Raw genomic sequence first — 13610 nt, forward strand, 5'->3', positions numbered from 1 at the left:
AGTAGCCGACCCAGGGGGTTCATATCGTGGTGGGCCGGATGTCCGATTCACTGGGGACGATCCGGCCATGAGCGTCACTCGCCGCACCGTCCTGATTCCGCTGGTCACCGCCCTGACCGCTCCCTGGGTCGTCGGCCCGTCACTCGCGGTGCCCGCGACCGCCGCGTCGTGCCCCGCGTTCCTCGCGGTCGCCGCGCCGTACGCCACCGTGGACGGGCAGCCGCGCGCCGGGACGGTCACCCTGTTCCACGGCTCGAAGAAGGTCGCGACGCTGCACCAGGGCGCGGCCGGGGTCTCCGGCACACCGGAACGCGACGACGCGTTCGGATCGGCTCTGGTCAAGGGGGACTTCGACGGCGACGGGTGCGCCGACCTGGCGATCGGCGCGTCCGAGGAGTTCTCCGGTGACCGCGTGCCCGGGGCGGACGGGAACGGCGTCGTGCACATCCTGTACGGCACGCCGCACGGCCTGAAGGAGGTCGGGACGGTCGATGTCACCCTTCTCGGCCGGAAGTACGGCTCCGACCGGTTCGGGGCGGCCCTCGCCGCCGGTGACCTCGACGGGGACGGCGACGACGAGCTGGTCGTGGGCGTCCCCGGCCTCGACGGGGGCGGCGGTGTCGGGATCTTCGGCTCAGGGGGCGCCGAGCCGTACGGGAAGGGCCGGCTCATCACGCAGGCGACGAGCTGGGTGGGCCAGGAACCCGGGGAGACGGACCAGTTCGGAGTGGCGCTGGCGACCGGGGACTTCGACGGCGACGGGGACGACGAGCTCGCGGTGGGCGCTCCCGGGGACGGCGGCACGCGGTCCGGCTCGGGGGTGGTCACGGTCATCGACCCGCGCAAGCGGTACGCGGGGGTCTACACGCAGGAAAGCCCGGGTGTGAAGGGCGACGGCGAGAAGTGGGACGCCTTCGGCGCCGCGCTCGCCTCCGGCGACTTCAACGGCGACGGGCGGGACGACCTGGCGATCGGCATGCCCGGCGAGGACCTGTCCACGGTGGTGCGCGGCATGGACTACGGCGACGGGGCGGTCAACGTCCTGTACGGCTCCGGCCGCGGTCTGACCGCCGTCGGCAGCGAGCTCTGGTCGCGGAACACCCTCAAGGGGACACCGCACTACTACGACAGGTTCGGCACGTCGCTCGCGGCGGGCGATCTGAACGGTGACGGGGACGACGAACTGATCGTGGGCGTTCCCGGCGAGGACGCCGTCCAGGTGCTCGCGGGTACGCGGTCCGGTGGGCTGACCCGCGAGAACGACGTGCTGGTGACCGGCCAGAAGGGCAGCGGCTTCGGCTTCTCGGTCGGGGTCGGCGACGGCGGTCTGCTGGTCGGGTCCGCGGCGACGGGCACGGTGACGCTGATCGGCACGGAACGGAAGAAGGGCCCCTTCACCGGCCTGCTGCCCACGACCGCGCGAGTGCTCACCGGCGGCGCCGGAGCCAGGTACGAGGACGCCGCCCACACCGACGGGGCCGGCGCGGGCGGTGACGGTGACCTCTTCGGCTACGCCTTCGCCTGAGGTCCTGGCCTGACGCCCTCGCCTGGCGTCCTGGTCCCGAGGTCCCGGCAGGCTCCGCGCGAATGGAACGGGGTCAGGTGAGCTCGCCGTGGCCGGAGGGGACGGTGAACCGGGCCGACGTCCGCGCGGGAGCGCCGCGCCGCGAGACGTACTCCAGCGTGCGGAACTCGGCCCGCAGTTCCTCGGGCGTCACCCGGCACACGATGTAGCCGCGCCGCTGGTCGATGTAGGAGATGTGCGGGTTCTCCCGCAGCAACTCGGCGACACGGGCCTCGTCGCGGTAGCCGTCGCCGTCGCTGGAGACCGACGAGGTGACGAGCTCGACCGCGACCGGGGCGGACGACGTGTCGTCGAAGTCGGGACGCAGCGACGCCGCGTGGTGCATGTGCGCGTCCCCGGTGAGGACGACGGGGTTGGCCGCGCCCGCGTCCCTGATTCCGGTGAGCAGCCGGGTCCGGTCGGCCGCGTACCCGTCCCAGCTGTCCATGTTGAGCTCCTTGCCCGGTCCTTCCTTGAAGTCGCGCTGCGCCATCAGGACCTGCTGGCCGATGAGGTTCCAGCGGGCGTCCGACCGGCCGAGGCCGTCCAGGAGCCAGCGGCGCTGGTCCGCGCCGAGGATCGTGCGGCGTTCGTTCAGCCGTTCGTCGCATCCGGCCCGGTCGCCGTCGTCGCACGCCTGGTCGTCGCGGAACTGGCGGGTGTCGAGCAGGTGGAAGTCGGCCAGCGCGCCCCAGGAGACGCGGCGGTTGATCCGCATCCGGGCGCCTCGCGGCACGCTCGCCCGGCGCAGCGGCATGTTCTCGTAGTACGCCTGGAAGGCATGGGCGACCCGGTCGGAGAACGCCGGCGCGCCGGTGCTGGAGACCGGTCCCGCCCAGTTGTTCTCGATCTCATGGTCGTCGAAGGCCACCAGCCACGGGGCGACGCGGTGTGCGGCCCGCAGGTCGGGGTCGCTCTTGTACTGCGCGTGCCGCAACCGGTAGTCGGCGAGCGTCAGGCAGGTGGTGCCCGCGAAGGAACGCACCGCGCCGCTCACCGCCGTGTACCCGTCGGGCCGGTACTCGTACATGTAGTCGCCGAGGTGCACGACCAGGTCCGGCTCCTGCTCGGCGAGCCGCCGGTAGGTCGTGAAGTAGCCGTGCTCCCAGTGCGCGCACGCCGCCACCGCGAAGGTCAGGTTCCCGGCCGCGGAACCTGACGCGGGCGCCGTGCGCGTACGGCCGACGGGCGACAGGTGGCCGTCCGCGCGGAAGCGGTAGAAGTACTCCCGGCCGGGTTCGAGTCCGGCGGCCTCGACGTGCACGCTGTGCGCGGATTCCGGCCGGGCCACGGCCGTGCCCGACGTGACGAGGGTGGAGAACCGCTCGTCGGCGGCGAGCTGCCACTCGACCTCGACGGCGCGTCCGGGCATCCCGGCGAGCCCGTCGGGCGCGAGAGGGTCCAGGGCGAGCCGGGTCCACAGCACGACGCCGTCCGCCGTCGGGTCTCCCGAGGCGATGCCGAGCGCGAACGGATCCGCCCGCAATGTACGGCCACGCGTGGGCCGGGCCGACCCGGTGAGCATCAGGCCGCCCGCGCCGGCGGTCACCACTGACAGGAACGCTCTTCGTGACGTGTTCGTCTGCACACCCGGAGTGCAACCCAGCGGGTTTACACGCCGCGGCTGGCCCTGTGACCTGCGCGGGAACCCCTGATGAACAGTGCGGTGCGGCCCGCGTCAGACGTACGGCCGCAGGTAGTCGTTGGCCGAGCCGCAGCCCAGATAGTTCCGTACGGTGTGGAAGTCCAGCCAGTCGATGTTGCAGGCGACGTCGCGTTCGATCCCCTCGAAGTGGTCGCGCAGCCCCGGCGGGATCGCGGCGATGTCGTCCTTGTCGGCGATGTTGATCCAGCGGCCCACGCCGGGCGGCCGGGCTCCCCTGCCGTGGACGGGCACCGGAAGCAGGCGTTCGAAGACGACGTTCCGCATCGCGAGCGGGCTGCCCAGCGTGACGAGCAGCTCGGTGGACAGGTCGGGGTGGGCCCAGAACGCCTCGTAGGCGACGACGCTGCCGAGCGAGTGGGCGACGACGACCCGCGGCTGCCTGCGCCGGATGACGTCCGCGACGGTGTCCCTGGCCTTCGTCCTCGGGTCGCCGCCGCCGAGGTAGGCCGCCACCTCGGGGCAGAAGTCCTCGGCGAACCGCACCGCCTGGTCGCCCAGCCTGCCGAGCAGCCATTCGGCGAGCCGGTGGGCGATCCCGGTGAGCGTCTCACCCGCCTGGCTCGGCAGCCGCCCGTCGAGCTGCTTCGCCCAGTCGGAGAACACCAGCTTCGCGTCCGGCGCCATCTGCCTGACCGGTGCCGGAGCGGTCCGGCGCAGATGGTGGGCGTAGTACGCGATCTCGGAGAAGTAATCGGCGCCGCCGTACGGCGCTCCGCCGCGCAGCCCCTTGTCGAGGTAGCCGTTCCACTTGAGCCGCATGGTCTCGGCGGCCCTGCCCGGTGACCCTCCGGCCTCCTGGTAGTAGTGGTATTTGCCGATCCCGTGGACTCCGACGATCGTCGTCATGCTCGTGCCCCCGCCTCCACACTCCGTACCCCGCCGAACGTGGTCCGCCGAACGTGATCCGCGGGCGCCCGGGGATCGCCGAGGCGCACTCCGCCTGGTTCACTGGGATAAACCAGTTGATCGTGCCATGGGCGGGATCGCTACGCTGAACCACTCTCGACGCCATCCCGTCACCATGCCGAGGCCATCTCGAAACCATCTCCGGCACCGGATGTACGCGACACGACGCCGAGATACGCCGACATATGACGACATAAGACGACTGAGAATGAGAAAGAGGAGACCATGCCAGGCCCGTTGCACGTCCGCGGCTCGGTCGTGATCCCGGAGGCGGAGCTCGGCTGGCGGTTCTCACGCTCGTCCGGCCCCGGCGGCCAGGGGGTCAACACCACCGACAGCCGGGTCGAGCTGAGCTTCAACGTGGAGACCACGACCGCGCTCGGCCCCACCCTGCGGACCCGGGCGCTCGAACGGCTCGCCTCCCGGCTCCACGACGGCGTTCTCACGGTCGCGGCATCCGAGCACCGCTCCCAGCTGCGCAACCGGGAGGCCGCCGAGATACGGCTGGCGCACCTGATCCGCGAGGCGATCGCGCCGCCGCCCAGGCGACGCCGCGCCACCAAGCCCTCCCGGGCGTCGGTCGAGCGCCGCCTGACGGCCAAACGACACCGCTCCGATGTCAAGCGCCTCCGTCGGGGCGAGGAGTGACCACGTAGGCTGAGGAGATGGAACTCCCCCCGAGCGTGCGGGCCGTGCTCCTCGATAACGACGGCGATGAGGACCGGCTGATCCTCTTCCGGCGCACCGTGCCGGGCCGCGACCTCTACTGGTCCGTTCCCGGCGGCCACGTCGAGCCCGAGGACGCCACGCTGGAGGACACGCTCCGGCGGGAGATGCTGGAGGAGCTCGGCGCGACCGTCGACGCGATCACCCCGCTCACCACGCTGAGCTGCCTCCAGGAGAACGGCGTCAAGACCCAGCACGTGTACGGCTGCCGCCTCGTCACGATGGACGTGGCGCTGCGCTGCGGGCCCGAGTTCTCCGACCCCGCCCGCGGCCACTACGAGGTGGTGCGGCTGCCGCTGCGGCCCGAGGAGATCAGCGCGATCAACCTGATCCCCGAGGAGCTGGGGACCTACCTCGGCGAGCACATCTCCCGGCTGCCCGAACTGATCGGCTGACCGGGGTCAGTACCGGCGGTCCTCCATCTCCCAGATGTGGTCGATGACGTGCCAGGTGATGCGGCGGACCGCGTAACGGACCGGCCAGCCGCCCGGCACGGCCGGGCCCGTCACGGCGTCACCCGGACGGACGAGGGTGTCCGCCAGTTCGGCGCGCATGGCGTCCCTGGCCTCCCGGTCGCCGTGGAACGGCTTGTGCCGTACACCGACCTTGCGGGCGTAGGCGCGCTCCGCCTCGACCACGTGGGCGACCATCGGGTCGCGGTCCCGGCCGCCGCCCCTCGGGCCCTTGCGCAGTTCCTCGGGTGAGACCGCGGTCACCTCGTCGAAGATCTCCCAGGCGGCCCGCATCAGCGCGACCCCGCGCCCGGCCTCCGCCGCGTCCAAGGGGGCGGCGTCGGCCTCGGGAACCGCGTCCGGGGCGCCGAAGTCCGTGGTCGAGGTCCCCGGAACCCGCTCGACCACGACCGGGTCCCCGGGCGAGAACGCCAGCCCCGCCCTCTCGGCGATCACGCGATAGCGCGGCGCGTAGTCGGTCAGGGCGTCCAGCGCCGACTCCTCCGATCGGCCGATCCGGCACCAGCCGGGCCAGTCGAGCGAGCAGGCGAAGACCTTCTTCGGTCCCAGCTCCAGGTAAACGTGGTTCATGGGGCCAGCTTCGCAGCCGATCCTGCCAGGCCGTGGCAGGAATCGAACGGCAACTCAGACGGCATCGATCAGGTCGGCGACCGAGTTGACCACCTGTGACGGGCGGAAGGGGAACCGGTCGATCTGGTCCTTCTGCGTCACTCCGGTCAGCACCAGGATCGTGTGCAGGCCCGCCTCCATGCCGCAGACCACGTCGGTGTCCATCCGGTCGCCGATCATGGCGGTGTTCTCGCTGTGCGCGTCGATCCGGTTCAGCGCGCTGCGCATCATCATGGGGTTCGGCTTGCCCACGAAGTACGGCTCGACACCGGTGGCCTTGGTGATCAGGGCGGCGACGGCGCCGCAGGCCGGAAGAGAGCCCTCGTTCGACGGCCCGACCGGGTCCGGGTTCGTGGCGATGAACCTGGCGCCGTTCTCGATCAGCCGGATCGCCCGCGTTATCGACGTGAAACTGTAGGTCCGGGTCTCCCCGAGCACCACGTAGTCGGGGTCGAGGTCGGTCAGCACGTACCCCGACTGGTGCAGCGCGGTGGTCAGCCCCGCCTCGCCGATGACGTACGCGGAGCCCTCGGGACGCTGGCTTGCCAGGAACGCCGCGGTCGCGAGGGCCGATGTCCAGATGGACTCCGGCGGGACGTCAAGGCCGGCGGCGCGAAGCCGTACGGACAGATCACGGGGGGTGTAGATGGAGTTGTTGGTGAGCACGAGAAAGCGTCGTCCCGTCTCGCGCAGTTTGGTGATGAACTCGTCGGCACCCGGCACCGGATGCCCCTCGTGAACCAGCACACCGTCCATGTCCGACAGCCAGCATTCGATCGCTTTACCCTCACTCATGCCTCCAGCATGTCAGGGAGCGTGCCGGGCCCGCGAGACGCGTGCGGGCAAGGGGGCGGGGGCCGGCGGCCGGACGCCACGGGGTCCGGAAGATCGTCGTTAACACGACTGACCCACCGGAAGGGTTGCGGACGTTTCCTACATCTGGGATAACGTGTCCCATCCCGAAAAACCATTCGAGGAGAGTTCACCCTGGTGTCCGTTTCCAGAGACCGAGGCGTCACCATCGCTCCGGGCACCGGTTACCGGCACCACCAGGCCGAATCCCCACGCACGGCCGGGCGCGAGCCGGCCGAAGGAACCAAGGAGTGCCTCGTGCTTCCACGATCAATCACGCGGCGCCGTATCGCGGCGGTCGGCGCGCTGGCCATCGCCGCGGGGCTCACCCTCTCGGCGTGCGGCGGCGACGACACCGCCGGCACTGACACCGCCGCTCCGGCACCCAGCGCCCAGAGCACGCTCGCCAAGCTCGTACCGGAGAACATCGCGGCGGACGGAAAGATCCTCATCGGCAGCGACGCCTCCTACCCGCCCAACGAGTCCGTCGACCCGGCCACCCAGAAGATCGTCGGCTGGGAGGTCGAGCTGGGCGAGGCGCTCGCCGCCAAGCTCGGTCTCAAGGCCGACTTCCAGAACGCCGGCTTCGACACGATCATTCCGGGCATCCAGTCCGGCAAGTACGAGCTCGGCGTCTCGTCGTTCACCGACAACCCCGAGCGCGAGAAGGTCGTCGACTTCGTGACGTACTACTCGGCCGGTGTCTCGTGGGCCGCGCTGAAGGGCAACCCCAAGGGTGTCAACCCCGACGACGCCTGCGGCAAGAAGATCGGCGTCCAGCAGGGCACGGTCGAGGTCGACGACATCAAGGCCCGCAGCGAGAAGTGCGTCAAGGACGGCAAGCCCGCGATCGAGCAGGTCGTGCGCAAGGGGCAGACCGAGGTCAACGCGGACCTGGTCTCCGGCAAGATCGACGGCATGCTCGCCGACTCCCCCATCGTCGGCTACGCCGTCAAGGAGACCGGTGACAAGCTCGAGGTCATCGGGCAGGTCTACGACGCGGCCCCCTACGGCTTCGCCATCGGGAAGAACTCGGGCACGATGAAGGACGCGGTCCTCGGCGCGCTCAAGGAGCTCATCGCGGACGGTACCTACACGAAGATCCTTGAGAAGTGGGGCGTCCAGGACGGCGCCATCACCACCCCGGTGATCAACGGCGCCGGCGGCTGATCCATGTCGGTCGGCGAAACAGAGCCGCGTCCCGCGGCGGTCAAAGCCGTACCGGTGCGTCACCCCGGCCGCTGGGTGGCCGGGGTGGCGGTCGCGGTGCTGGCCGCGATGCTGATCAACAATCTGGTCACCAACGAGGCGTACAACTGGGCCGAGCAGCTCAAGTACCTGTTCTCGCCCGCGGTCCTCGGTGGTGTGCGCAACACGATCTGGCTGACCGTCGCCGCCATGGTCGGCGGTGTCGTCCTCGGCATCATGCTCGCGCTGATGCGGCTGTCCGCCAACCCGCTGCTGCGCGGCGCGGCCTGGCTGTACATCTGGGTCTTCCGCGGCACGCCGCTGTTCACGCAGTTGCTGATCTGGGGCAACATCGGAGCCCTCTTCCCCACTCTCGGCCTCGGCATCCCGTTCGGCCCGGAGTTCGTCACCGCGCAGACCAACGCGCTGTACAGCGCGGCCGCGGCGGCGGCGCTCGGTCTGATCTTCAACGAGGCGGCCTACATGGCCGAGATCGTGCGCGGTGGCATACAGTCGGTGGACGAGGGCCAGCAGGAGGCGGCCAGCGCGCTCGGCCTGACCAGGCCGCAGACGCTGCGCCGGATCATCCTGCCCCAGGCCATGCGAGTGATCGCACCACCCACCGGCAACGAGGCGATCTCGATGCTGAAGAACACCGCCCTGGTCGCGGCCATCCCGTACCTGGAACTGACGTTCACCGTGCAGAACATCTACTCGCACACCTACCAGATCATCCCCATGCTGGTCATGGCCTGCCTCTGGTACCTGTTCCTTTCGTCGATCATGATGATCGGGCAGCACTACCTCGAGCGCTACTACGGCAAGGGGTACTCCCGGTGAGCGAACAGACGGACATGCCGATGGGCGACCTGATGGTGAAGGCCGAGCAGGTCTGCAAGAACTTCGGCCACGTGGAGGTCCTCAAGGGCATCGACCTGCAGGTACGGCAGGGCGAGGTGATGTGCGTCGTCGGTCCTTCCGGCTCGGGGAAGTCCACCTTCCTGCGCTGCATCAACCACCTGGAGAAGATCGACGCGGGCCGGCTGTGGGTCGACGGGCACCTCGTCGGCTACCGCCAGCGCGGCGACAAGCTGTACGAGCTCCGCGAGAAGGAGGTCGCCGCGCAGCGCAGGGACATCGGCATGGTGTTCCAGCGGTTCAACCTCTTCCCTCACATGACCGCGCTGCAGAACGTCATGGAGGCGCCGATCCTGGTCAAGGGCGAGAGCCGGGACGCGGCCAAGGCCAGGGCCGAGCAGCTGATGGAGCGGGTGGGCCTGTCCGACCGGATGGGCAACTATCCCTCCCAGCTGTCCGGCGGCCAGCAGCAGCGCGTCGCCATCGCGCGGGCGCTCGCGATGCAGCCCAAGCTCATGCTGTTCGACGAGCCCACCTCCGCCCTGGACCCGGAGCTCGTCGGCGAGGTCCTGGACGTCATGCGCGACCTGGCCCGAGAGGGCATGACCATGGTGGTCGTCACCCACGAGATGGGCTTCGCCAGGGAGGTCGGCGACTCGCTGGTCTTCATGGACGGCGGCGTGGTGGTCGAGCAGGGCGTCCCGCGCGAGGTGCTGGCCAATCCCCAGCACGCCCGTACGCAGGCGTTCCTGTCCAAGGTCCTCTGAACCGGTCCGAGCCGGCCGTGATCACGCGGGGTCCCTCCGAGGGCTTCGTGTGATCACGGCGTCGGCGGCCGCGTCGGCGGATCGCGGACACACCGTGACAGCAAAAAGACCGAGATATCCGAAATAAACGGAAAACCGCTCCGGTTGTTCGGGGCGTGACCACGGACATCATTCGCGGCGTCCCGCGCGGGACGGCCGACGCCCCCTTGTCGATCCTCGAACTCGCGACCGTCGGCGAGGGAAGCACTCCCGCCGACTCGCTCCGGGCGAGCACCGAGTTGGCCCGACGCGCCGAGGAGTGGGGCTACCACCGCATCTGGGTCGCCGAACACCACGGCATGCCCGGCGTGGCCAGCTCCTCCCCCGCCGTGATCATCGCCCATCTGGCGGCGGCGACGCGCACGATCAGGGTCGGCTCCGGCGGCGTCATGCTGCCCAACCACGCTCCGCTGGTCGTCGCCGAACAGTTCGGCACGCTGCACGCGCTGCACCCCGGCCGGATCGACCTCGGCCTCGGCCGCGCGCCGGGCACCGACATGGCGACCGCGAACGCCCTGCGCCGCTCCGCCGACATCGATCCGAACGAGTTCCCCCAGCAGGTGGCCGAGCTGACCGCCTTCCTCGACGGCGCGTTCCCCGAGGACCATCCGTACGCGCGGATCCAGGCGATCCCCAGGACCGACGACCGGCCGCCCATCTGGCTGCTCGGATCCAGCGGATTCAGCGCCAGGCTGGCCGGGCTGCTCGGGCTGCCGTTCGCCTTCGCCCACCACTTCAGCGCGGAGAACACCGAGCCCGCGCTCGACCTCTACCGGTCCTCGTTCCGGCCGTCCGAGGTGCTCGCGGAGCCGTACGCGCTGATCGGTGTGGCGGCCGTCGCGGCGGACACGGAGGCGGAGGCGCTCCGCCAGGCCATGCCGGGCGCGCTGTCGTGGCTGCGCATGCGCCGCGGCAAGCCGGGCCTGTTCCCCTCACCGGAGACCGCCGAGGCGTACCCGTTCACCCCGATGGAGACGGACTTCGTCCGCGAGCGGCTGTCCAACGTGGTGCACGGAGACGCCGAGGGCGTCCGCGCGGGTCTGGACGAGCTGCGCAAGCGCACCGGCGCCGACGAACTCATGATCACCACGATGGTGCACGGCGCCGAGGCACGGCTGCGTTCCTACGAGCTCATCGCCCGGGCCCACGGCATGACGGCATAGCCCGGCGGGCGAGGCGACGCGCCCGCCGGGGCGCAGGTCAGGACGGAGTGGGGGCGAGCGCTTCGAGCGCCTCCTCGGCCCGGCGCATCGACTCGGCGGGATCCGCGTCCGGGTTGCCGATCTCCGGGTCGAAGTTGAGATCGTGGAAGACCTCCGTCACGCCCTTCGCCCCGAGGGCCGCCACATCGGCGCGGATCTTCTCGTAGGAACCGGCGAGCGGCCCCTCGTCGGTCGCGCGTACCCGGGTGACTCCCCGGCAGACGAAGCGCAGCCTGCCGGGATCACGCCCCGCCTCGCGTGCCGCGTCCTTGACGACGGCGATCTGCTCGTCGATCGCGCCCAGATCGGCGCGGCTGGAACTGATCCACCCGTCGGCGATCCTCCCCGCCCTCCGGAGCGCCACGGCGGCCGTGCCCCCCATCAGGATCGGCGGCGCCGGGACGGGCTTCGGATCCTGATGAATGGGCGGCAGTTCGTAGAACTCGCCCTTGTGCTCCACCACGTCCTCCGTCCAGAGGCGGCGGAGGATCTCGACGTACTCCTCCCCTCGCCTGCCACGGCGTTCCATCGGCACGCCGGACGCCAGGAACTCCTCCGGAAGCCAGCCGAGGCCGAGCCCGACGTCGAGCCGCCCTCCCGACACGTCCTGGAGTGTGGCGAGCTGCTTGGCCATCAGAGCGGGAGAGACGAACGGCAGGTTCAGCACCGCGACGCCGAGCCGGATGCGGTCGGTGAGGCCCGCCAGGTAGGACAGGCTGACGATCGGATCCTGGACGCTCCGGTACACCGGCCCCATCGGGTGGCCGACCGGATAGAGCAACCGCTGGAAGGTCCACACCTCGTGGTAGCCCAGTTCCTCGGCACGGCGCGCGATGCGCTTCATGTTCCCCGGTGTCGCCCACGAACCCGAGACCGGTACGGCGAAGCCAATCTTCATACAGGCACCATAGGCTGAACGCGTGATCGAACTGTCGGCACCGGCTCCGATCGCCTCGCGCGACGGAGCGTCCCCCACCGCCGGAGCGGCGGACGCGGCACCCCCGGACGGAGACCCGGCCGGCCCCCCGGACCCGGGCGAGGCACAGACGGCGGGGGCGGCCGGCGGGCGGTCCCCCGGAGGACTCGGACGGACCACCGCCGAGCTGATCAGCGATCTCGTCCGGCTCGCACCTCACGAGGGCCCGGTGACGGTGCTCAAGCAGGGGTCCGGCGCCGCCGCGCGGGGCGACGCCACCGGAGTCGTGGTGGTCCGGGTGGGCGATGTGGTGCTGAAGGCGCATCCCGAGAGGACCTCCGAGGCGGACCTACGCGTCCGGCTGGATGCCGCCGGGCGACTGCCCGGCCTGATGCTCGCCCCTCTCCGCCTGGAGCGGCTGGGCACCCGGCTCGTCACGATCTGGCCGGCGGGCGAGCCGCTGACCCCGGCGGATCTGGAGGCCGGCGACGACCACGCCCCGTGGGAGGAGGGGGCGCGGCTGCTGGCCCGGCTGCACGACCACCCCCTGCCCGCGGGGCTCCCCCCGGACGGCGGTCACGCACGCCTCGTGCGCGCGGTCGCCGCACTCGACGGGCTGGACGACGCCCCGCCCGAGATCCGCGGCGCGTACGGAACGCTCCCCTGGAGCCACAGCGCCACGGGCGGACCTGGAGAGCTGGAAGGGCTGGGACACGCGGCGCGTCCGGGCCGTCCGATGCCGCCGGAAGGCCGGGACCCGGCCGGACGGAGCGCGCTGGTGCACGGAGACTGGCACCTCGGCCAGCTCGTCAGGATCGGCGGGACGTGGACGCTGATCGACCCGGACGATCTCGGCGTCGGCGATCCCGCGTGGGATCTGGCCCGGCCCGCCGCCTGGTTCGCGGCCGGACTGCTCGCCACCTCGGCATGGGACCGGTTCCTCGGGGCCTACATCGCCGCAGGCGGGCGCGCGGTCGGTGCCGACGATCCGTGGAGGGAACTCGACCTGCCGGCCCGGGCGTTGACCGTCCAACTGGCCGCGACAGCGGTCGCGACGGCGAGCCGCGCCGGGCGACCACTCGACGACGCGGCGCGGGCGCTGGTCTCCTCCTGCCGGAGGATCCTCGCGGCCGCGCCCGCATGAGGCGAAGCGGTCGCCGGGCGGTCCAAAGCAACACAAAGCAGCACGATGCAATACAAAGCAGTACGGAGCAGCAACGCGATCAAGGAGACGATTCCTGATGCAGTGCCCCAAGTGCCGCGGCAACATGCGGACGTTCGACCGCAACGGGATCCACATCGAGCAGTGTGACAACTGCCGCGGCATCTTCCTCGACTACGGCGAGCTGGAGACGCTGACCCGCCTGGAGACCCAGTGGGCGCAGCAGAGCTACGCGCCGCCACCGCCGCCCGCGCACGGAGCCCCGGGGTGGGGCGCTCCGCACGGCGGTCACGGCGGCCACTACGGCCACCGCCGCGACCGCAGCTGGGTGGGCATGCTGTTCTCAAGCTGAACGACCGGGAGCGGCAGGCCGAACCGGCGGGCCGAAGCCGGACCGCCCGGAGCCGATGGGTGCGAAGCCTGGCTCCTGGAGCCCGAGGGCCGCGATTCTCAGGGATCGCGGCCCTTGTCGTTTCCTCTCGCCGCGCTTCATCGCGCTTTCGGCCGGAGGCTCCGCTCCGACCTCCTCCGCCGCCTCGCGACGGGCAGCGTTGTCGGACACTCCCTAGTCGAGCCAGATCACGATGCCGGTCAAGCCGTTGAGCACGGCCGCGGCACCGGCCCGGACGGCGCGCCCGGCGCGTTCGGGGGTGAAGGTGGCGGGATCGTACGTCGAGGACAT

General features: G+C 70.9%; 14 protein-coding genes. 9 read left to right on the forward strand and 5 right to left on the reverse strand.

From position 1 onward, the window contains the following. Positions 1-67 precede the first annotated feature (67 nt). Positions 68-1525 (forward strand): FG-GAP repeat protein, encoded by a 1458-nt coding sequence (locus AB0I59_RS38090; RefSeq protein ID WP_358141035.1) that lies wholly within the window; start codon positions 68-70, stop codon positions 1523-1525. A 73-nt stretch (positions 1526-1598) separates the two neighbouring features. On the opposite strand, the gene AB0I59_RS38095 is transcribed toward AB0I59_RS38090, so the two are convergent. Then, entirely contained in the window at positions 1599-3152 is a 1554-nt protein-coding gene (locus AB0I59_RS38095) for an alkaline phosphatase D family protein (RefSeq protein ID WP_358141038.1), read from the reverse strand. A gap of 90 nt (positions 3153-3242) precedes the next feature. Then, a complete protein-coding gene (locus AB0I59_RS38100; RefSeq protein ID WP_358141041.1) occupies positions 3243-4076 on the reverse strand; it encodes a hypothetical protein in 834 nt (277 codons plus the stop codon). Positions 4077-4361: 285 nt separating this feature from the next. Between AB0I59_RS38100 and arfB the strand changes: the two genes are divergently transcribed. Next, the gene (gene arfB, locus AB0I59_RS38105; RefSeq protein WP_358141044.1) at positions 4362-4784 is read left to right on the forward strand and encodes an alternative ribosome rescue aminoacyl-tRNA hydrolase ArfB; all 423 of its coding nucleotides are present in this window, start codon (positions 4362-4364) and stop codon (positions 4782-4784) included. 17 nt (positions 4785-4801) lie between these two features. Further along, a complete protein-coding gene (locus AB0I59_RS38110) occupies positions 4802-5257 on the forward strand; it encodes an NUDIX hydrolase (protein WP_358141047.1) in 456 nt (151 codons plus the stop codon). 6 nt (positions 5258-5263) lie between these two features. Here AB0I59_RS38110 and AB0I59_RS38115 read toward each other — a convergent pair whose 3' ends face one another. Both AB0I59_RS38115 and AB0I59_RS38120 read right to left on the reverse strand, forming a co-directional pair. Then, positions 5264-5905, reverse strand: coding sequence for a hypothetical protein (locus tag AB0I59_RS38115; protein ID WP_061260193.1), 642 nt, complete (start codon positions 5903-5905; stop codon positions 5264-5266). A 54-nt stretch (positions 5906-5959) separates the two neighbouring features. After that, positions 5960-6739, reverse strand: coding sequence for an HAD-IIA family hydrolase (locus tag AB0I59_RS38120; protein ID WP_061260192.1), 780 nt, complete (start codon positions 6737-6739; stop codon positions 5960-5962). Between the two features lie 315 nt (positions 6740-7054). On the opposite strand from AB0I59_RS38120, the gene AB0I59_RS38125 reads away from it, so the two are divergent. The 4 genes from AB0I59_RS38125 (at position 7055) to AB0I59_RS38140 (ending at position 10811) form a co-directional block, all read left to right on the forward strand. Further along, the gene (locus AB0I59_RS38125; protein ID WP_061260252.1) at positions 7055-7966 is read left to right on the forward strand and encodes an ABC transporter substrate-binding protein; all 912 of its coding nucleotides are present in this window, start codon (positions 7055-7057) and stop codon (positions 7964-7966) included. Between the two features lie 3 nt (positions 7967-7969). After that, on the forward strand, positions 7970-8824 hold the full coding sequence (locus tag AB0I59_RS38130; RefSeq protein WP_061260191.1) for an amino acid ABC transporter permease: 855 nt from the start codon (positions 7970-7972) through the stop codon (positions 8822-8824). A gap of 14 nt (positions 8825-8838) precedes the next feature. Further along, positions 8839-9609, forward strand: coding sequence for an amino acid ABC transporter ATP-binding protein (locus AB0I59_RS38135; protein ID WP_435831175.1), 771 nt, complete (start codon positions 8839-8841; stop codon positions 9607-9609). A 155-nt stretch (positions 9610-9764) separates the two neighbouring features. Continuing rightward, complete coding sequence (locus AB0I59_RS38140) at positions 9765-10811, forward strand: LLM class flavin-dependent oxidoreductase (protein WP_358141051.1); 1047 nt, start codon at positions 9765-9767, stop codon at positions 10809-10811. Positions 10812-10848: 37 nt separating this feature from the next. On the opposite strand, the gene AB0I59_RS38145 is transcribed toward AB0I59_RS38140, so the two are convergent. Beyond that, the gene (locus AB0I59_RS38145) at positions 10849-11748 is read right to left on the reverse strand and encodes a TIGR03619 family F420-dependent LLM class oxidoreductase (protein WP_358141054.1); all 900 of its coding nucleotides are present in this window, start codon (positions 11746-11748) and stop codon (positions 10849-10851) included. A gap of 22 nt (positions 11749-11770) precedes the next feature. Between AB0I59_RS38145 and AB0I59_RS38150 the strand changes: the two genes are divergently transcribed. Further along, positions 11771-12910, forward strand: a complete 1140-nt coding sequence (locus AB0I59_RS38150) for a phosphotransferase family protein (protein ID WP_358141057.1) — start codon at positions 11771-11773, stop codon at positions 12908-12910. Between the two features lie 97 nt (positions 12911-13007). Next, positions 13008-13280, forward strand: coding sequence for a TFIIB-type zinc ribbon-containing protein (locus AB0I59_RS38155; protein WP_061260186.1), 273 nt, complete (start codon positions 13008-13010; stop codon positions 13278-13280). Positions 13281-13610: the final 330 nt, after the last annotated feature.

It is taken from the genome of Microtetraspora glauca (assembly GCF_040656155.1).
GTDB lineage: Bacteria > Actinomycetota > Actinomycetes > Streptosporangiales > Streptosporangiaceae > Microtetraspora > Microtetraspora glauca.

Coding starts and splice junctions, on each gene's coding strand:
- AB0I59_RS38090 (WP_358141035.1), top strand. CDS start 68: ATGAGCGTCACTCGCCGCACCGTCCTGATTCCGCTGGTCACCGCCCTG.
- AB0I59_RS38100 (WP_358141041.1), bottom strand. CDS start 4,076: ATGACGACGATCGTCGGAGTCCACGGGATCGGCAAATACCACTACTAC.
- arfB (WP_358141044.1), top strand. CDS start 4,362: ATGCCAGGCCCGTTGCACGTCCGCGGCTCGGTCGTGATCCCGGAGGCG.
- AB0I59_RS38110 (WP_358141047.1), top strand. CDS start 4,802: ATGGAACTCCCCCCGAGCGTGCGGGCCGTGCTCCTCGATAACGACGGC.
- AB0I59_RS38115 (WP_061260193.1), bottom strand. CDS start 5,905: ATGAACCACGTTTACCTGGAGCTGGGACCGAAGAAGGTCTTCGCCTGC.
- AB0I59_RS38120 (WP_061260192.1), bottom strand. CDS start 6,739: ATGAGTGAGGGTAAAGCGATCGAATGCTGGCTGTCGGACATGGACGGT.
- AB0I59_RS38130 (WP_061260191.1), top strand. CDS start 7,970: ATGTCGGTCGGCGAAACAGAGCCGCGTCCCGCGGCGGTCAAAGCCGTA.
- AB0I59_RS38135 (WP_435831175.1), top strand. CDS start 8,839: ATGCCGATGGGCGACCTGATGGTGAAGGCCGAGCAGGTCTGCAAGAAC.
- AB0I59_RS38145 (WP_358141054.1), bottom strand. CDS start 11,748: ATGAAGATTGGCTTCGCCGTACCGGTCTCGGGTTCGTGGGCGACACCG.
- AB0I59_RS38155 (WP_061260186.1), top strand. CDS start 13,008: ATGCAGTGCCCCAAGTGCCGCGGCAACATGCGGACGTTCGACCGCAAC.